Source organism: Rhodococcus sp. WS1 (assembly GCF_003797745.1).
GTDB lineage: Bacteria > Actinomycetota > Actinomycetes > Mycobacteriales > Mycobacteriaceae > Rhodococcus_F > Rhodococcus_F erythropolis.
This window is the reverse complement of sequence record NZ_RKLZ01000001.1, coordinates 2,631,445-2,649,084: the sequence shown is the minus strand read 5'-3', so window position 1 is coordinate 2,649,084 and position 17,640 is coordinate 2,631,445. Positions and strand designations below refer to the sequence as shown.

18 protein-coding genes are annotated in these 17,640 nt (G+C 62.9%); 12 read left to right on the top strand and 6 right to left on the bottom strand.

The features are described from left to right. Positions 1 to 11: 11 nt before the first annotated feature. From EEB12_RS12225 to EEB12_RS12205, 5 genes are all read right to left on the bottom strand, one after another. The gene (locus EEB12_RS12225) at positions 12 to 1,373 is read right to left on the bottom strand and encodes a lipase family protein (RefSeq protein ID WP_041814613.1); all 1,362 of its coding nucleotides are present in this window, start codon (positions 1,371 to 1,373) and stop codon (positions 12 to 14) included. Positions 1,374 to 1,437: 64 nt separating this feature from the next. Continuing rightward, entirely contained in the window at positions 1,438 to 1,887 is a 450-nt protein-coding gene (locus tag EEB12_RS12220; protein ID WP_141487832.1) for a GNAT family N-acetyltransferase, read from the bottom strand. A gap of 18 nt (positions 1,888 to 1,905) precedes the next feature. Then, complete coding sequence (locus EEB12_RS12215) at positions 1,906 to 2,382, bottom strand: GNAT family N-acetyltransferase (protein ID WP_030245226.1); 477 nt, start codon at positions 2,380 to 2,382, stop codon at positions 1,906 to 1,908. Positions 2,383 to 2,556: 174 nt separating this feature from the next. After that, complete coding sequence (locus EEB12_RS12210; RefSeq protein WP_020906048.1) at positions 2,557 to 3,678, bottom strand: DUF475 domain-containing protein; 1,122 nt, start codon at positions 3,676 to 3,678, stop codon at positions 2,557 to 2,559. Positions 3,679 to 3,815: 137 nt separating this feature from the next. Beyond that, positions 3,816 to 4,391 carry a TerD family protein gene (locus EEB12_RS12205; protein WP_020906049.1) on the bottom strand — a complete coding sequence of 192 codons (576 nt, stop codon included), beginning with the start codon at positions 4,389 to 4,391 and terminating at the stop codon, positions 3,816 to 3,818. Positions 4,392 to 4,634: 243 nt separating this feature from the next. Here EEB12_RS12205 and EEB12_RS12200 point away from each other — a divergent pair, with 243 nt between their 5' ends. The 10 genes from EEB12_RS12200 (at position 4,635) to EEB12_RS12160 (ending at position 14,886) form a co-directional block, all read left to right on the top strand. Then, positions 4,635 to 5,780, top strand: a complete 1,146-nt coding sequence (locus tag EEB12_RS12200; protein ID WP_141487831.1) for a hypothetical protein — start codon at positions 4,635 to 4,637, stop codon at positions 5,778 to 5,780. A 92-nt stretch (positions 5,781 to 5,872) separates the two neighbouring features. Next, positions 5,873 to 7,030, top strand: coding sequence for an HpcH/HpaI aldolase/citrate lyase family protein (locus tag EEB12_RS12195; protein WP_021342746.1), 1,158 nt, complete (start codon positions 5,873 to 5,875; stop codon positions 7,028 to 7,030). Continuing rightward, positions 7,027 to 8,316, top strand: a complete 1,290-nt coding sequence (locus EEB12_RS12190; protein ID WP_141487830.1) for a phosphoribosyltransferase family protein — start codon at positions 7,027 to 7,029, stop codon at positions 8,314 to 8,316. Before EEB12_RS12195 ends, EEB12_RS12190 begins: the two co-directional genes overlap by 4 nt. Further along, complete coding sequence (locus EEB12_RS12185; RefSeq protein ID WP_019746737.1) at positions 8,313 to 9,422, top strand: cysteine protease StiP family protein; 1,110 nt, start codon at positions 8,313 to 8,315, stop codon at positions 9,420 to 9,422. Before EEB12_RS12190 ends, EEB12_RS12185 begins: the two co-directional genes overlap by 4 nt. Positions 9,423 to 9,478: 56 nt before the next feature. Next, a complete protein-coding gene (locus EEB12_RS12180) occupies positions 9,479 to 10,276 on the top strand; it encodes an HAD family hydrolase (protein ID WP_070387133.1) in 798 nt (265 codons plus the stop codon). Between the two features lie 27 nt (positions 10,277 to 10,303). Beyond that, a complete protein-coding gene (locus EEB12_RS12175) occupies positions 10,304 to 11,698 on the top strand; it encodes a TerD family protein (protein WP_019746739.1) in 1,395 nt (464 codons plus the stop codon). 158 nt (positions 11,699 to 11,856) lie between these two features. Further along, entirely contained in the window at positions 11,857 to 12,750 is an 894-nt protein-coding gene (locus EEB12_RS12170) for an SGNH/GDSL hydrolase family protein (protein ID WP_019746740.1), read from the top strand. Positions 12,751 to 12,790: 40 nt separating this feature from the next. Further along, the gene (locus EEB12_RS12165) at positions 12,791 to 13,819 is read left to right on the top strand and encodes a TerD family protein (protein WP_258537491.1); all 1,029 of its coding nucleotides are present in this window, start codon (positions 12,791 to 12,793) and stop codon (positions 13,817 to 13,819) included. Next, a complete protein-coding gene (locus tag EEB12_RS30830) occupies positions 13,783 to 14,346 on the top strand; it encodes a hypothetical protein (RefSeq protein WP_258537492.1) in 564 nt (187 codons plus the stop codon). The genes EEB12_RS12165 and EEB12_RS30830 overlap by 37 nt, the downstream gene beginning before the upstream one ends. Positions 14,347 to 14,430: 84 nt before the next feature. Further along, complete coding sequence (locus EEB12_RS12160) at positions 14,431 to 14,886, top strand: tellurite resistance TerB family protein (RefSeq protein ID WP_003941110.1); 456 nt, start codon at positions 14,431 to 14,433, stop codon at positions 14,884 to 14,886. 56 nt (positions 14,887 to 14,942) lie between these two features. Here the strand turns inward: EEB12_RS12160 and EEB12_RS12155 are convergent, their stop codons facing one another. Next, positions 14,943 to 15,464, bottom strand: a complete 522-nt coding sequence (locus EEB12_RS12155) for a 2-oxo-4-hydroxy-4-carboxy-5-ureidoimidazoline decarboxylase (RefSeq protein WP_019746742.1) — start codon at positions 15,462 to 15,464, stop codon at positions 14,943 to 14,945. A gap of 525 nt (positions 15,465 to 15,989) precedes the next feature. Between EEB12_RS12155 and EEB12_RS12145 the strand changes: the two genes are divergently transcribed. Beyond that, positions 15,990 to 16,322, top strand: a complete 333-nt coding sequence (locus EEB12_RS12145; RefSeq protein WP_113682054.1) for a hypothetical protein — start codon at positions 15,990 to 15,992, stop codon at positions 16,320 to 16,322. Between the two features lie 271 nt (positions 16,323 to 16,593). After that, on the top strand, positions 16,594 to 17,499 hold the full coding sequence (locus EEB12_RS30685) for a hypothetical protein (protein ID WP_220095795.1): 906 nt from the start codon (positions 16,594 to 16,596) through the stop codon (positions 17,497 to 17,499). Positions 17,500 to 17,640 lie beyond the last annotated feature (141 nt).

The following is a 17,640-nucleotide window of genomic DNA, read 5'->3' as shown; positions in this document are numbered from 1 at the left end:
GTCTCGGTCAGCTAGCGTGCATGTTCCTGCGGCGCAAGAGAGTTCCCCGGTGCGATATTCGCGCAGTTCGACGGAGCAGGCTTGCCGGTGAATCGGTCGTCGATCCAGGTGAGCGCACCGGGGAGCCAGAGCATGGCGCCGAGGAAGTGGCTGATGGTGTCGTACTGGTCGTACTGAATCGGCAGGCCGGCGTCGCAATACTTGCGTGCGAGGGTACGGACGTCGCCCGTGATCATGACGCCGTCGCCCGCTCCGACGCCGGGGCCACCGGGTTGGGTGCCCTCGATGGTGCCGTTGGCCGCCTGAGCGATGAACATCGGAATCGTCGGTGTCGCAGCGGTGCCCATGTTGATCTTGTTCACGACATCGACGTACTCGGGAACCGTATTGGGATCGGCGTACTCGGGCTTGACCAGTTCCTGCCAGGTCAGACCGGGGTACTGTGCCAGCACATTGCCGATGGACGCGTCTTCGAGTCGAGCCATGACGTCGCGTCCACGGTCACTGAGATACTTTCCGAAATCGATGTCGTACGAACGCGCAACGCCGACGATTGCCATGCCGACGACGCCGCCCCACCCGATGCTTCCGCTCGCGTAGCGAAGGTTGTTGGCCGGGTTGACCAGCACGCCGCCTTGCGCGGCACCGATCAAGTTGTCGTTGATCTCCGGTGCGTACGCGGGAGCGAGGATCGAAGCCCAGTTGGTGGCGATCGCTCCGCCGGAGTACCCCATCAGCGCGATCTCTGCGTCGTCGGTGATTCCGGTTTCCGGGACATCTTTGGCCGCACGCAGAGCGTCGAGCGTCATCATCCCGTATTCGGGTCCGGCAGCGAAGTTTGCATCCGGGCCTTCGGTGTCCGGGACGACGATCGTGTAGCCGAGGGCGAAGAGCGGCCCGAACAAGGCTGCCTCGATGGACGTGAAGGTTCCGCCGACGTTGAAATTACGCCCACTCGGCGTCCAATCTCCGATCGGGGTGTTGCCCGCGATAGCCCGCGACGGACTGTCGTCGGGGTTCAGTGAATCGTAAAAGGATTGGTACGAAACAACTTTGTCCGGTTGAGCGTTGGCCGGGCGCAGGATCGAGGTGACGTTGGCCGACGGCTGACCGAGGGCGTCGGTTGATCGGTAGAGAACCTGCACTGCCTGTATCGGGGTCGGGATGTTGAGAATGGTGTACGGCACGGTGCGAGTCTCGAGGACCGCGCCTGGAGCGTACGACGAGAGAGGCGCCGCGCCCTCGTAGCTGTAGAAACTGTCATCAGGGGACTGGGCAAGAGCCGGCTGCGCGAGTGCTGCCGGTGCACCGACGCCTGTCAGTGCAACCGCGAGTACTCCGACAACTGTGCGAGATAAGACCCTTGACGACATACTCGTCCTCCACATTGGTGTGCCGCGCCCCACCCTGAGATCGCGGTGTGACGACCACCATATATTACTCGCGGGTAATGTGGGGATCGGTCAGATCGGGCGCAGGCTCGAGGTCTCGGCGTAGGAAGATTTCGGAGGGCTCGCCTGGGAGTAACAGAACTCCCGCGTCGGTGTATCCCATTGCGCGATAGAAGTTCTGGGCTGATTCGTCGGCGAGTGTGGAGGTGAGGACCTGCGAGTGTCCCGCGCGGCTCATGCGTTTTTCCCAATCTGTGACCAAAGCGCGCCCGATGCCTTGGCCACGGTTCGAAGACAGGACGGTCAGCATGTTCACGAACGGAATCTCGTCCCAGAACAAGCCCCAGCGGAGCCATCCGATTGGTTTCCCGCTGTCCTCGGCGACGAGTATCCGGCCGCGTTGGATCACTGACGCGAGTTCCTCGGCTGAGATGTGTGAGTCGTGCTCACGTAAGAACGGCAAGTCTGTCTGCGCTGCGACGCGAATGTTCACCACAGAAGTCAGTATCGCCGTTCAGTCGGAGTTGATGGCGTTCGGCTTGGACAGGTAGACGACTCCGGGGATGTGGCTGGGGTCCGGCGGCAATTGGGAGTAGCCCGCTCGGGTGTACAGGCGAATGTTCCGCACGCTCTTGCTTCCGGTGAACAGCTCGAAACTTGTGGTGTGCTCCGGAGCGTTCTGTTCCACGTGCTGCAAGAGGCGTCGGCCGAGGCCGTTGCCCGCCAAGTCCGGTGCCACCATGAGGCGCCCTATCTGCCATGCGGTTCCGTCGGCTGTGCCGCGGACGGCCCCGACGAGTCGGCCGCCGCGTCGTGCGGTCCAGACCGTCGACTCCTGAACCCAGGCTCGGACCGTAGGTAGGTCCTCGTGGAGCGGGGGTATGTCCATGCTGTTGTTCGAGATTGCTTCCGAGACCCAGCAACAGCGTTGTAGAACAAGGATTTCCGCGGCGTCCTCGTCCGTTGCGCGCTCTATGACTATCTCGTTCATGGTTTCCCTTACAAATAGGTTCTTCGCACCAGCAGGGCAATTGTTCACCCGCAGGCTGAATTTGACGCGCGGCTGAACAATTGGCGCGCGGCTGTGAATGCAGAGAGTTTCAATTCAGGCATAACAAACAAAACGCCCGCAACCAATTGGTCGCGGGCGTTTCGAGAAAGAACGTCAGACAGTTGCCGGAGTGTTCTCGTCCAACTTCGGATCTGCGTTCGCGATTCGCTTGTTGCGAATGAGGCTGCTGATGAAAGCAGCGCCGATCAAGAAGACACCGACCAGGCCGGTGATGATCTCGTTGATGTGAACGCCGATGGACACCATCAAGATGACGGCCAGAGCGCCGATGGCCCAGTGCGCACCGTGCTCGAGGTAGACGTAATCGGAGAGCGTGCCCTTGCGGACCAGGAAGACCGTGATGGAACGGACGAACATCGCGCCGACGAAGCCGAGGCCGAGGGCGATGATGATCGGGTCTGCAGTGATGGCGAATGCGCCGATGACGCCGTCGAAGGAGAAGGACGCGTCGAGGACCTCGAGGTAGAGGAACAGGAAGAAGCCGGCCTTGCCGGTTGCCTTCGCGAATTCGGTGGGACCACCGGACTTGGTGGTCTCCTCTTCTTCGCCTTCTTCCGGCAAGTTGAACAGTTCACCCAATCCGTTGACCGCGATGTAGGTGATCATGCCCAGAACGCCCGAGATCATGACGGTGGAGACCTTGTCGTCAGCAGCGAGGAAAGAACCACTGAGAACCAGGACGATGCCGGCTACGACGACGGAGAGCTGATCGAGCTTGCCGATGCGAGCGAGGGGCTTCTCCAGCCAGGACAGCCAGGTAATCTCACGCTCTTCGAAGATGAAGCCGAGGAAGAGCATCAGCAAGAACATGCCGCCGAAGGCAGCGATCTGCGGGTGAGCGTCGGTGAGGATGGTTTCGTAGCTCGGCTCGCCGTTGGCGAAGTAAGCGGCGTCGTCTGCAGGCGGGTTGAGCGCGAGGTCGAGCGCAGCTACAGGTCCGAGCCCGGAAGCAGCCCAGACGATCACGAGCGGGAACACCAGACGCATACCGAAGACGGCGATGACAATGCCGATGGTGAGGAAGATCTTCTGCCAGAAGTCACTCATTCTTCGCAGAACGGTGGCATTGATGACGGCGTTGTCGAAGGAAAGCGAGATTTCCAGAATCGACAGGATGATGACGAGGAACAGTGCCTCGGGTCCGCCGTAGATGAACGCGACGATCATCGCGATGATGGAGATCGCGATGGATAAACCGAATATTCGCAGTACCACGGAGCGTGGCCCTTTCTAGTTGGTCAATGCAGAGTGGTTACTGCAAGCGGTCTCTCACCGCATCCGAACGTGAAAACGGGGAGGGTTCCACAGACTACTGCGGAACCTTCCCCGAGTCAGCTCGTCGAGAGCGAAGATCAGACGTTGACGCCGTAATCGCGCGCGATGCCGGACAGGCCGGATGCGTAACCCTGGCCGATTGCGCGGAACTTCCACTCTGCACCGTTGCGGTACAGCTCACCGAAGACCATGGCGGTTTCGGTGGAAGCGTCCTCGGAGAGGTCGTAGCGAGCGAGCTCGTTGCCGTTGGCCTTGTCGACGACGCGGATGTATGCGTTGCGGACCTGACCGAAGGACTGCGAGCGAGCCTCTGCGTCGTAGATCGAGACGGGGAAGACAACGCTTTCGATCTCGGCGGGAACCGCAGCGAGGTTCACGTCGATCTGCTCGTCGTCGCCTTCGCCTTCGCCGTCCGTGTTGTCACCCTTGTGCTCGATCGAGCCGTCGGGCGAGCGGAGGTTGTTGAAGAAGATGAAGTGCTGGTCGGAGAGGACCTTCTTGTTCGAGCCTGCGCCGATTGCGCTGGCGTCGAGGTCGAAAGCAGCGCCGGTGGTGGAACGCGCGTCCCAGCCCAGGCCGACGACCACTGCAGTCAGGTTCGGGGCCTCCTTCGTGAGAGAGACATTGCCGCCTTTGGTCAAGCTGACGCCCATTCAGGGGTCCTTTCAAGAGGAGAGACAAGGCCCACTACGACGCGAAGTCGTCTTGGGAGTGTGTTTACCTCCACCACCCTAACCGCAGTTCCGGTGTGTTCGCCGTAACAGCAGAATTACGAACCGAGAAGCGAAGTGCTGGACCCGTAGGATTCAATCGTGGTGGGAAGATGGTCGGAGCGCTTCAATCGGGGGGCAAGAGTGGGGAAGTCGGTCAGTCGTGCGCGGGAGGCGCAGACGGCCATGGTTTCGGCGTTCCTCGACATGGACAAGCGGCAGACCATCGCGTCGGCAGCAGTCGACGCTTCCGCCGAGCTGTATCCCGAGCGAGGGTTGCGCGCTGCGTGGGAACCCGTTCGGGATCGGTGCTTCCAGGCTGCGTCGGACTACCTCGACACCTCCGAGCGCTATGGCAACGATCAGGTACTCCACCAGAACCCGAACGGTGCTCGGGCGGCGTTCGAAAAGTCGGTAGCCGAACTCGTCGAGGCGGCGAAGGGCGTCGACGCCTTCTACAACGGGCATCGTGCGCACCTCGAGCAGGCGACGGTCACGATGTCCGCCATTCCCGTCCTCGGCCAACAGGCCCGAACCCTGGCAAACGCCGTCCGGGAAAAACTGGCTGCCACCGATCAGCGCTATCGCGAGTACCCGTCGGTGGTGACGGCCTCCGAACACCTCGACGACGCGGTTGCAGCGCTCGACAACGCGCGCTCATCCGGTCGCGCCGACGCAGTCCGCACGCGGTCCGAGAGTGTCCGCGAAGCGGTATCGGCGCTCGAGGAAGCATTGGCAGAAGCCCCGTCGACCCAGCACCGTGCCGAGATGACGATCTCCTCGGTCTCGACCAGGTTGTCGGCAGTGCGCACTCGAGTGGACCGCCTCGACCCGGCGTATTCCGCACTGCTGCGCGAGTTCAACGCCGCGAGTTCCGCTGACCTCGTCGACAACAGCAGTCGCAGTCGAGCGCATATCGATCAGGCCGACATCGATCTCAAGGAAGCGAAGCAGTCGCTGGCTGCGGGAAACCCCGAACATGCACTCGCTTTGATGGCCGAAGCCCGCGTGCACCTCGCCGACGCCGAAGCGTGTGCCGACGCCGTGACGGACCGTCTCGCTACTCTGCGTGCAGTTCGGGCAGATCCGAGCCAAAAGGAACGTGAGGTTCGTTTCCGGCTGAAAGACGCCCAGATGTTCGCTGTTAACCAAGGGTTGGTGGCGGAGTGGGGCTCCGTACTCGATGCTCAACTAGCAAGGATCGAGCGAGCGAGTGCGTCACTGTCGGGAACTCATCCGGACTACTGGTCGTATGTATTACAGCTGGACTCGGTATCGACGTTCATCACCGAAGTTGTCGAGAAGATGCGGGCGCGAGCCGGCAAAAACTGAATGGTCGGGCCGATCGGGGGATCGGAGTTGCTCGACGCGTTGTCACAGGGGGTCGTTTCATGGACTTGATTGCGGTTACAGAGAGAAGAGAAATGCAGCACTTTCAACATCTCGAGGATGACGTGCGGGAGCAACTGTTCCTGCATGCGCCTCGGTCGTTCGCGGATTCCGACGAGAGGGATCTGCTCGCGATTGCTCTGGGTGCAACTCTCTACGTTCCTGCCACTCGAGCCGGGTTGGCCGACATCGTGGTCAAGCGTGCGTCCGAGGGCGTCAGCTCGATGGTGCTCGATCTCGAGGACGCCGTCGCTGATCACGAGGTCGAATCGGCGCGAGCGAACGCGGTTGACGCTCTCGACAAGATCGCGTCCACCGACGCCGTCGGCATGCTGCTGTTCGTGCGGGTTCGTGAAGTCGCGGACATCCACAAGGTCGCCGCGTCGTTGACCGAGGGGCGCGCCGCGCTCACCGGGTTCGTCATCCCGAAGTTCGGCAGCGAGTCCGGCCCCGTGTTTCTCGACGCCGTCGCGGACGCATCCGAGTTGCTGGGTAAGCATCTCTACGCGATGCCGGTACTCGAATCACCCGCGCTGGTTCACCGCGATACACGTGATCTCGAATTGCGCACCATCAGTGGGATTCTCGCGCAACACCGCGAGCGCATCCTTGCCGTCCGCATCGGCGCCACCGACATGTGCAGCACCTTCGGTATCCGCCGCGACCGCGATCTGACCATCTACGACGTGCGCGTGGTGGTCGACGTCATCGCCGACATCGTCAACTACCTCGGGCGTGCCGACGGTTCGGGTTTTGTCATCACCGGGCCGGTGTGGGAGTACTTCGCCGATCACGAACGCATGTTCCGGCCGATGCTGCGCGCCACCCCGTTCGAGGAACATGACGCCGTCCGGTTCCGTCAGCATCTCGTCAGCCGCGACCTCGACGGCCTGCTCCGTGAGATCGCGCTGGACCGAGCCAATGGAATCCAGGGCAAGACGGTCATCCACCCGTCGCACGTCGCGGCGGTCAATGCTCTCTCCGCGGTCACGCACGAGGAGTACCACGATGCCCTCGACATTCTCGGTGCCGATGCCGGGGGAGTGCAGGCCTCCGGCTACCGGAACAAGATGAACGAGATGAAGCCGCACCGCAATTGGGCCCATCAGACTGCGCTCCGCGCTCACGTGTTCGGTGTGACCAACAAGGGGATCACGTTTGTCGAGTTGCTGACGGCGTTGGTCGATCGATGACAGAGGTTGTCCAGTCCCGGGACGTTCCCTGGGCTACAGCAGAATTCGGCTTGGACCTCGTTCACGGTGATTCGTCACTCGGGCATTCGGTGCCCGATCTGGTGATCCCGGGACTTCGGCGGAATCCGCGTCGCGCTCATCTGCTGGTGTCCACCGTGCTGGGAAAGCACGTGCCCACCGAGCCGTCCGTGGTCATCGGCGCTGCCGACGACCTCGGCGATCTGGTGCGGACAACCCTCGGTGAGGGTGTCGACGTCGTCGTGCTCGGGTTTGCCGAAACCGCAACAGGTTTGGGCCACTGCGTCGCAGCTCGCCTGCACGCTCACTGCTACCTGCACTCCACGCGCCGAGACGTACCAGGTGCCGCGACGCTCGCCGGATTCGAGGAGGGGCACTCGCACGCCACGAGCCATCTGATGCAGCCGACGTCCGCCGAACTGTTCGAGAACGACCTGCCACTGGTCCTCGTCGACGACGAGATCTCCACCGGCGCCACCGCGATCGATGCCATCCGGGCACTGCACGGGCAATGCCCGCGCAGCCGCTATGTCGTGGCCTCGCTGGTGGACATGAGAACCGAGGAACACCGAGCCGCCAGCGAAGCCGCGGCCACGGAACTGGGTGTACGAATCGACTACGTCTCTCTCGCTTCGGGTTCGACGGTCCTGCCCGACGGCCTGACCGAGCGCGTCACGGCGCTGGATGCTCCGGATCTCAACCCGATCGGTGATCGCCGCGGCACGCTGTCTCGGATGGATCTGCCGTGGCCCGCGCAAGTCCCCGACGGAGGCCGGCACGGTTTTCTCGATGGCGACACCGCGGCATTCGAGTCAGCCGTCGAGGCAGCGGTGTCCATTCTCGGATCGTCGATCGACGCGTCGCGTGCTGTGGTCGTGATCGGTCACGAGGAGTTGATGTACCTGCCACTGCGCATCGCCGCGGGCTTGGAAAGCTCTGGGCGAGCGGTTCGGTACCAGACCACGACGCGTTCACCCGCCTACGTCGTCGACGTGCCGGGATACCCGCTGCGTCGCGGGTTCACCTTTCCGGCACCGGAACTGGGCGAGAACGAACCCCGATACGTCTACAACGCGCAGTGGCCTGACGCGGCGGTCGACGCCCTTGCCTTGCTCGTCGTGGACGAGCCCGCCGATACCGATCGGTTGACGGCGATGGACGGGGTGATCGAGGTGTTGCGGAACTCCGGCACCGACGTCCTGGTTGCCACCGTTCGCGGGGCCGATCCGTCGGCGCTGCGAGAATCCAGAGCAGGAGGCTCGTCATGAACGAACCATTGGTCGGGCCCGAATTCGGTTCGTACGCGCCGGGCGAAGTGAAGTGGCTGCTCAAGGATCTCTCGCACGTGGATCTCGAAGCGGATGTATCCGTGCGCGAGAAGCGTATTCAGTCGGGTGAGGCGCACTATGCCGAGTCTCTCCCCATCGAGTACCAACCCGATCAGGCATACCGGGATCTTTTCGAGACGGTGCTCGCCGAGAGCGCTCCACGGTTGGCGCGCGCTGTCGGGACCGTGATGGACCTGGTCTTGGCCGAGCGGGGGAGTGACATCACGCTGGTCTCACTCGCCCGGGCCGGAACACCGATCGGGATTCTGATGCGGCGCTGGGCCCAGCAGACCCGCGGGTTGACGTTGCCGCACTACGCGGTGTCCATCGTCCGTGGCAAAGGAATCGATTCCGTCGCACTCGATTATCTTGCGCACCATCACGACTCGGAGAACGTCGTCTTCGTCGACGGCTGGACGGGCAAGGGCGCCATCGCCCGCGAACTCGACACAGCGTTGACGGAGTACCACGAGGCAGGCGGAGCGAAGTTCGACTCCGATCTGGCTGTTCTCGCCGACCCCGGACACTGCGTGCGAACGTACGGAACCCGCGACGACTTCCTGATCGCGTCGGCGTGCCTCAATTCGACGGTGTCCGGCTTGGTCTCACGAACAGTCCTCAACGACACCCTCATCGGGCCCGGCGATTTCCACGGCGCCAAGTTCTACGCCGACCTTGCCGACGTCGACGTCTCCAACAGGTTGCTCGACGTGGTCTCGGCCGAGTTCGACTCCGTTCGCGGCGCCGCAGCGGATTCTCTTGCTGCAGTGCTTGATTCCGACCGGACGCCAACCTGGGCCGGCTGGGAGTCGGTGGAGAAGGTGCAAGCCGAGTACGGGATCTCGACGGTCAACTTCGTCAAACCCGGTGTCGGAGAAACAACCAGGGTGTTGCTGCGACGGCTCCCCTGGAAGGTTCTGGTGCGTGAACTCGACGCCCCGGAGCATGCACACATCCGGTTGTTGGCGCAGGCCCGCGGGGTTCCGGTCGAGGTGGTACCCGACCTCGCCTACTCGTGTGTCGGGCTGATCAAGGACATCACGTGAGCCGTGCGGACACCGCTGCGTCCCAGGTCCTGATCGCTACGGATCTGGACCGCACGATGATCTATTCGCAGGCCGCGATCGGCGGCGATCCCAGTGGCTCCGACCTGGATTCGGCGCCGAGCCCGTTGTGCGTCGAGTACTACAACGGCGGTCCGCTCTCACACATGAGCGTCGAATCGATCGAACTGCTGACCGCGCTGAGCTCGCGGGTTCCGGTGATTCCGACAACCACCAGGACCATCGCACAGTTCCAGCGGATCGATCTTCCCGGCGGACCGTGGAAGTACGCCATTACGAGCAACGGCGGAAACATCCTGGTGGACGGCGAAGCCGATCGCGAGTGGCGAAACGAGATCGACCGTTCGACCAGCAAGTCCGGCGCCGAGTTGCCGCAGGTTCAGGCGGAACTGGAATCGCGGATCGACTCGAGCTGGGTCAGCTCCGTTCGTGTTGCCGACGACCTGTTTCCGTACCTGGTCGTCGATCTGGCCGTGATGCCGAGTGAATTCGAAACCGAATGGAATCACTGGTGCGTGACGCGGGGCTGGAACGTTTCGCGTCAAGGCCGGAAGATCTACACGATGCCCGACGCCGTGTCGAAGTCACGTGCACTGGCAGAGGTGCGCCGCAGACTGGTCGAGTCGGGTGATCTGGATCAATCCGCAGTCGTGATCTCGGCAGGTGACGGCGCATTGGATGCGGACATGCTCGAATACTCCGATTTCGCGATCCGGCCGAGGCACGGTGAGCTGGAAGAACTGAATTGGCAACGGCCGACCGTTACTGTGACAGAAAGGTCCGGTATCGCAGCGAGCGCGGAGATATTGCGGTGGTTCTCTTCCGCGCTCGGGTAATACACGCTCTCTATGAAGGGGATTTAGTTGTCTGTATCGCTTGCCAAAGGGCAGAACGGCCCGCTGGACGTCTCGGATGTAGTTGTGTCGGTTCAGCTGGCTGCAGCCGCTGACCTGTCTGCGCTCCTCGTGACGAGCAACGGAAAAGTTCGTTCCGACGCCGACTTCGTCTTCTTCAACCAGCCGACCGGACCCGGCGTGCAATTGGTGCCCAACCCGGGTGGCATTGCCTCACTCCGAGTCTCGCTCGCCGGCGTCCCTGCCGATATCGAGCAGGTTCGCGCCGTGATCACGCTCGACGACGCTTCGTCGAACTTCGGGCGCAGCGCTGCACCCACCGCTCGGGTCTCCGACGCGGCCGGGAACGTGTTGTACGAGTACGTGATCGACGGTCTCACCACCGAGTCCATCGTCATCGCGCTCGAGGTGTACCGACGCCAGGGTGCGTGGAAGGTGCGCGCCGTCGGCCAGGGGTACGCGGGTGGATTTGCCGCGCTGGTCACCGATCACGGTGTGTCCGTCGACGATGCGCCCGCGCCGCCGCCGCCCACTCCGGTCGCGGCTCCGGCTCCGATCACGCCGCCCTCGTCCGTCGCTCCTACTCCGCCGGCGTACAACCAGCCGCCGCAGCAGCAGCCTTCGTACAACGCGCCGCCGGTTCCGCCGGCCCCGCCCGCATACAACCAGCCGCCCGCCTACAACCAGGGACCGACGCCGCCGGCCTACCCGCCGGCGCAGCAGCCTGCGTACAACCAGCAGCCGACGTACAACCAGGCACCCCCGGCGCCTCCCGTGCAGAACCAGCCGCCGGCGCAGCAGCCCGAGGTGAGCCTGGTCAAGGGACGCCCCGTCAGCCTGACCAAGGGCCAGAAGGTCACGCTCCGCAAGGAGGGCGGCGTCGCGCTCACCATGATCCAGATGGGTCTGGGTTGGGATCCGATCAAGAAGAGCGGTCTGTTCGGAAGCCGTACCGCCGACGTCGACCTCGACGCTTCGGCACTCCTGTACGCCGACGGCAACCTCGTCGACGTCTGCTACTACGGTCAGCTGACGTCCAAGGACGGCTCGGTCCGTCACATGGGTGACAACCTCACCGGCGACGGAGACGGCGACGACGAGGTCATGCTCGTCGATCTGCAGCGGGTCCCGGCTCACGTGACCACCGTGATCTTCACCGTGACCTCGTACCGCGGACACACGTTCGAGCAGGTCTCCAACGCTTTCTGCCGTCTCGTGGACAGCACCACCAACTCCGAGCTCGCTCGATACACGCTCCAGGGCGGCATGGCTTTCACCGGAATGGTGATGGCAAAGGTGTACCGCGCGAACGGCGAATGGAAGCTGCAGGCCATCGGTGAAGGTATCCAGGCCAAGCACGCAGGAGAAGCTGCGCCGCAGCTGGGACGTTTCCTCACTGCTTGAGTCGAGACTGCATAGTCGAGATGAATCCGGTTCGGCGGTAGGTGGTTTCGATCGCCGTCCGCCGAATCGGACATCGTTGTCCCCTCCGTGCGTTAACCTCATGCGGCATGTCGAGCCGTCAGTCGAGCGGCCGTGCGCGAGAGGACTTGGCACAGTAGATGATCACTCGAGGGAAACTTCTCGGTCGGGCGGCGGCCGTCGCAGGCGTTGTGCTGGCGCTCGTGAGCACCGGAATCGCGCAGGCTTCGGTACCCCAGTCGGCACCGCCGGCAGGTTTTTCCGAGACCGGGATCAAGTACGTCGCCCTCGGTGACTCCCGCGCCTCCGGTCCAAGGCTGGAACCGATGTACCCCGACGCCTGCTCGCGTTCGTACGAGAACTTCGCGGGCAAAATCTCGCGGGCGCTCGACGTGGCCGAGTTCGCTGATGTCTCTTGCAGCGCGGCACGCGCCGAGAACATCATCGACACCCCACAGCTGATTCCGAACTACTGGCCCGTCCAGCTCGATGCCGTTCACCCGGACACCGACCTGATTACCATCTCGATCGGCGGCAACGACTCCAACAGCATCTTCCTCGGCCCCCTGTGCGTCGCTCCGGGACCAGGAACCGATCGTGGATGCCGGTACGACCCGCTCGCGAATTCCGTCGCCCAGTCCGGAATCGACCGGGCTGCCGGAGAATTGGATCGCATCCTGACCGCGGTCACGCAGCGCGCGCCTAACGCTCGCATCTACCTGATCGGAGAGGGCGGCATGATCTCCACTCGCGGATGCTGGCCGAACATCCCGTTCTCAGACGCCGACGCATCCTGGTTCATGGACTACTTCGCTCGCTACAACACGAAGTTCGACGAGGTCGCCCACGCCCACGGTGTCCGTACCGTCGACATTGCGGCGGCGAGCATCGCCGGCGGGCACGATGCGTGCGCGAGTGCAGATCAGCGTTGGTTCGAAGGACTGTTCTCGGAGTCGACGGCGCAGCGCTTGCACTTCACGGACGCCGGGATGACCGCGGTGGCCGATCTAGTGGTGGCGGACCTGCAAGGCTGACCGAGAGAGCCCGGTCATGGCATAGTTCGCTGCTGTGGGTATGACTTTTGTTCCCGGACAGAACGCGCCGCTGCAGGCGCCCGTGGTGACGTTTCGAGCCGAGAGCCAGACGCCGTTCGACGTGTCGGCGCTGGTAGCGGACGCGAACCTGCGGGCATTGACGTCCGAGGACTTCGTGTTCTACAACCAACCATCCACCGCTGGAGTGCAACTCGACCAGAGCGGCATCCGGGTGGAACTCGATCGACTTCACCCCGATGCCGCAGCAGTGTTGTGCATCGTCAGCGTGGATCCGGCAGCGACGGCCGCGGGAGCCTTTCGCACGGCCGAGCTCTCCGCCACCCTGAGCGATCAATCCGGTTCGGTCCTGGCCGAATTCGCGATCCCCACCGCAGGCACCGAGACAGCGGTCATCTGCTGGGAGCTGTACCGAAAGTCCGGTGCCTGGAAGATTCGGGCCGTAGGGCAGGGCTATGCGGGTGGTCTGGCGGAACTGATCTCGGTGCACGGCGTCGAGGTCGACGACGAGCCGGCACAACCAGCCCCGACAGCCGCGCCCGCGTGGGACTCCGCGGTGGAGCCGTTGGAGGTGGGCCGCGGCCTCGAGCGTGCGTGGATGATCTTCGAGGACGCCTCCCGATCTGCCGCTTCCTTCGTCTCCAGCAGTGAGTACGCGCTTGCCCGTTTGGACGAGGATCTGACCGCAGCCGTCGCAGATCCGTCGTTGCGGAACTCGGCAGCGGGAGTGGCGGCGCGCGATGCCGCACAGAAGCGTCACGACGACCTCGTCTCACTCGCGCGTGACAATCACGCCCGCGACAGCGCTCAGCTTGCGCACGAACTCGGTGTGATCGACGGCGTGCTCCCACGGTCGATGGCGTCGTGGAAGTCGGTGTCGTGGGCGGGAACAACTGATCCGGCCAGATCACGGCCGTCAGCGACGGTATGCGTCTTGGCGAGCTGTCGGCTCCGGACCGCGGCACGCTCACCGTTCCCTACTGCGTCCCGCTCCCACTGCGTCGGCCCATCTGGGTGGACAGCACGTCGAGCAAAGCAGCGCTCGGACTGATCAGCGCCGTCACCGTGCGCGTCATGGCCGCCGGCCCGATGCCGCTACTCGACGTCGTCGACCTGACCGGCTCGCTGACGCCACTGACCGACAGACTGGCACCGATGCTCGCGGGGCCGGTCATCACCGCTCACACCGAGATCTCGGCGCGCTTGCGGGCACTGGCCGAGGCCGTCGACATGGGCGAACTCGCGCGAATGAGTGGTGTCGCAGATGGCCCCAGTTCCCTGCGCCTGTTGATCCTCAGCGATTTCCCGCACGGATACTCCGCCGAAGACGCACAGACCATCATGTTCCTCGCCGAACGCGGACCGGCAATCGGTTTGTCGATACTGATTGTCGGAGAGGACGAGTCGAACTTCGCGGAAGAATCCGTCGCCGCACTGTCCGAGGGGTGCCAACATCTTTCGGCAGCAGGGCAGACGGAGGTTCACGATCCGTGGACCCGCACGCAATGGCACTTCACCCCGGACGTGCTCGACCCGATCTCCGAGTCGCGAATTCTGGCAGTGTTCGACCGCACCTAGTGGCCGATGGCGGATTGCCGAGCGCACAGGCAGAGTGGTGGTACGACCACGCGCGGTGTGTGGCGGCAATACTCGAGGAGACTCATGGCATTCTGGGATCAGTTGAAGGCTAAGGCTCAGGAGATGAACGGCCAGCTCAAGACAAAGACCAGCCAGTTCCAGAACAAGGAATTCAAGAACGCGAGCATGGCAATGTGCGCGTTGATCGCCGCCGCAGACGGTTCGATCGATCCGTCGGAGCGTCAGAAGACCGCCGCGCTGATCATGAGCAACGAGTCGCTCGCGGTCTTCCCGCCGGACGAGCTTCGTGAGCAGTTCGACTGGTACTGCAGCAAGCTGTCCTCGGACTACGAGTTCGGCAAGGTCGAGGCAACCGCGACCATCGCCAAGCTCAAGTCGAAGCAGGATCAGGCCCGCGCGGTCATCCAGATCGGCATCATCATCGGCGGCGCGGACGGCAACTTCGACGAGCACGAGCGCGGCGTCGTACGCGACATGTGTTTTGCAGTCGGAATCTCTCCGGCCGAGTTCGATCTCTGATCGATCCAGAGCATGAAAGCGGGTGCGGCGCGAAAGCGCTGCACCCGCTTTTCTTTTCAGTACTCGGGATAACCGTCCTCGGGTCCCAGCATGCGCTCGATCCTCGTCCGCGTGATCTTGGCGAGCTCGTCGACGCAGACCTTGCGCTCGACGGACCTCTCGTTGGACATGCGCTGGCCGATGTTCTCGAGCAGGTCGTCGGCGTCGTGGCCGTGCGAACACCACAGATACCGGAAGCCGAAGTTCCGCTCGTACTCCTCGCCGGCGCGATAGATGGTTGCCATGACGGCGTCGTCCGGAACCCAGATCGAGCATTGCTCGAGGTGGGACGGCACGCTGTTCCTACGGACGCCGACCGGTGGATGGCATTGCAATGCTCGCTCGACGTCCTCGTCCGAGAGGTTGAGAATCGCGTCCTCGGCGCGCGAGAGGATCTCCGCGTGATCGGCGAACGGACGTCCGTCGCTGACCCACCCGGCCCAGGTCAGCGAGCAGCAGCACTCGAACAATGCGTGAACCGCCTTCTGTCGCGGTAGTTCGTTGAAGCGCTCCAACCCGATCGATTGATGTAGCAGCATGTGACCTCCCGGCCCGTTGTGCCTTCAGGCGCGCTCGACATGCCGCGCGGTAACCAGATGCGCGGCCATTTCGATAATCCGCCGCTTCACCTGGGAAAGGAAGGTTTGCTCACCGAGTTTTCAGGTTCTTAACGCGGCGTAACGAGCTGACCCACACAACGCAGGAGCCCCACCGGCGACAACCGGCGAGGCTCCAGACCGGGACCCCTTGGAAGGAAAAGACCCGATCGTGACTGACCTTCTTCTCTGGTCGGCCCGTATCCAGCTAGGCGCTTTGCTCGCTCGGGCTCGCGATCGCCACCGGCGCCTTCGTACCTTCTTTCGCCGTGCAACGAGACCTCACACTGCAAGCACGGATCATCGAAAACCTCGTCGGGATCTTCCCTGCGAACGCCGACAGCGCAACCATCGCCATCACCAGCAAGCTCAAAACGAACACCAAGGTCGTTAATAGGGCGCTCGCTGCGAAAAAGTGCGCAGAGACCAGTTCCGCGGTCGACGTTGAGTAGTTGTACGGATTCGCGGGTGTCGCTGCGCGTGCAGGCTCAGGATGTGACCATCTGGCGGAAGATCGGCGTGTTGTTCCTTGCATTGGTCTGGACGCTCGTGGCGGCGGCCTTGGTGTTGTTCGGTCTGTGGGATTCAATCGACACGAGCTGTGACGGACCTGCGGAACGCGACATGGCCGGTGGCGGATGGCTGGTGATCGCGACGTTGTCCGTATGGTCTGGGGCATTCGTCGTCTGCGCGCTTCGTCTCCACACCGTGACTGCGGCCGTGCTCGCGACACTGTCGGTCGTATCGTCGACACTGGTCGTGGTCAACATGCTCGCCACTGCCTCGGGCCTTTGTTGGTGAATGTCTATTCGCCTTCCTGGTCGTTCACGCGTTCGGATTTTTCGATGATCGCGTGCATCGAAAAAATGCTTATACCCAACGTGATCACCCTCTCGAACTTCCCGAAAAGAACCGCGTTAAGAAATTCAGAAGTGTTGCAGGAAAACAATTTTGGTCCCGGGTTGCATAGGTGATCAAGTGCCCCACAGATTCGTTACCCCAGTTCCGCCCGTTCTGGACAGGCTTTCGGGTTCCGCTCATTAGCCACCGTGGTCTTGGACATACTGAGGTCATGACGAGCCGAGGAGTGGTACGTAGTTGGGACGTGGGGGGTATGCAGGGCGTGATCGACTCCGCAGACACTCCGGGCGGTAGCTGGACCTCATGGACATCTGTAGTGGTCCACGGGTTCCCGGGTTTGGTCGAAGGTCAGGAAGTCGAGTTCGAGTGGAATCAACTCGACGAGGCGGCAGACGGTTACGACTTTCACACCGTGCAGGCGTGGCCAGTCGGCGAGGACCACACGCCGCCGGGACCGCCCGGTTTCAGGGCTTGGGATATCGATCCCGACGGCACCGTTCACGAGGTCACCGATCTAGACATCACCGACCTCGACGATACGATCGCGCCCCCGATCGGCACCCCAGCGATCGGTGTCGTCACCACGTGGAATGGTGAGGAAGGCTGGGGAGTCATCGACTCCGCGGACACTCCGGGCGGTTGTTGGACCTTCTACAGCGCCCTACACCCCGACGAAGTCATCAACGCTCGGCCGGGCGACAGTTTCAGCATCGGCGGAGGGATCAGCGCTCTCGTCGTCGGAGAGCAGGTCGACTTCGAGTGGGAGCGGTCATCGATCAGGACGGATACAAATTTCGTGCGATCAAGGTCAGGCCGCGGCGGGATATCCCCCCGTGGCGCGTCGAACGAATCGGTAGGTAGCTCGACATCGACGGCACGTCGACGACCACTTGCCCTGCCTCGAACGCCGCGAAGCGCTCGCCAACCGCAGCCTCGAGCACCCTCGCATCAAAGTCCCACCTCACTGGCTCAACGTCGACGGACCGATCATGCTCGAGGTAGCCCTTGGGCATGCCTCTTCGTGCGCATTCGAGCCCGAAGACAACCATCAATCGTGCACCGTGCCACATCATTGCCCTCACCACGCATTTCCAGCCACACCTTGTGTGCGCCGTAGACCGAATAGTTCTCGGTACGCACGGCTGACCTCGGCTGTAAGTTCTTCGTCGCGCACGGTCCGCTGGCCCCTCGACTGCAGGAGCGGCACCCGAAGATGGTCGAACCAGTACGCCGGCGCCGCCGGTTCGCGCAGAATGGA

Excerpts from the sequence above, each read along its gene's own strand:
- EEB12_RS12225 (WP_041814613.1), bottom strand. The coding sequence starts at position 1,373 with ATGTCGTCAAGGGTCTTATCTCGCACAGTTGTCGGAGTACTCGCGGTT.
- EEB12_RS12215 (WP_030245226.1), bottom strand. The coding sequence starts at position 2,382 with ATGAACGAGATAGTCATAGAGCGCGCAACGGACGAGGACGCCGCGGAA.
- EEB12_RS12205 (WP_020906049.1), bottom strand. The coding sequence starts at position 4,391 with ATGGGCGTCAGCTTGACCAAAGGCGGCAATGTCTCTCTCACGAAGGAG.
- EEB12_RS12200 (WP_141487831.1), top strand. The coding sequence starts at position 4,635 with ATGGTTTCGGCGTTCCTCGACATGGACAAGCGGCAGACCATCGCGTCG.
- EEB12_RS12195 (WP_021342746.1), top strand. The coding sequence starts at position 5,873 with ATGCAGCACTTTCAACATCTCGAGGATGACGTGCGGGAGCAACTGTTC.
- EEB12_RS12190 (WP_141487830.1), top strand. The coding sequence starts at position 7,027 with ATGACAGAGGTTGTCCAGTCCCGGGACGTTCCCTGGGCTACAGCAGAA.
- EEB12_RS12185 (WP_019746737.1), top strand. The coding sequence starts at position 8,313 with ATGAACGAACCATTGGTCGGGCCCGAATTCGGTTCGTACGCGCCGGGC.
- EEB12_RS12180 (WP_070387133.1), top strand. The coding sequence starts at position 9,479 with ATGATCTATTCGCAGGCCGCGATCGGCGGCGATCCCAGTGGCTCCGAC.
- EEB12_RS12170 (WP_019746740.1), top strand. The coding sequence starts at position 11,857 with ATGATCACTCGAGGGAAACTTCTCGGTCGGGCGGCGGCCGTCGCAGGC.
- EEB12_RS12165 (WP_258537491.1), top strand. The coding sequence starts at position 12,791 with ATGACTTTTGTTCCCGGACAGAACGCGCCGCTGCAGGCGCCCGTGGTG.
- EEB12_RS12160 (WP_003941110.1), top strand. The coding sequence starts at position 14,431 with ATGGCATTCTGGGATCAGTTGAAGGCTAAGGCTCAGGAGATGAACGGC.
- EEB12_RS12155 (WP_019746742.1), bottom strand. The coding sequence starts at position 15,464 with ATGCTGCTACATCAATCGATCGGGTTGGAGCGCTTCAACGAACTACCG.
- EEB12_RS30685 (WP_220095795.1), top strand. The coding sequence starts at position 16,594 with ATGACGAGCCGAGGAGTGGTACGTAGTTGGGACGTGGGGGGTATGCAG.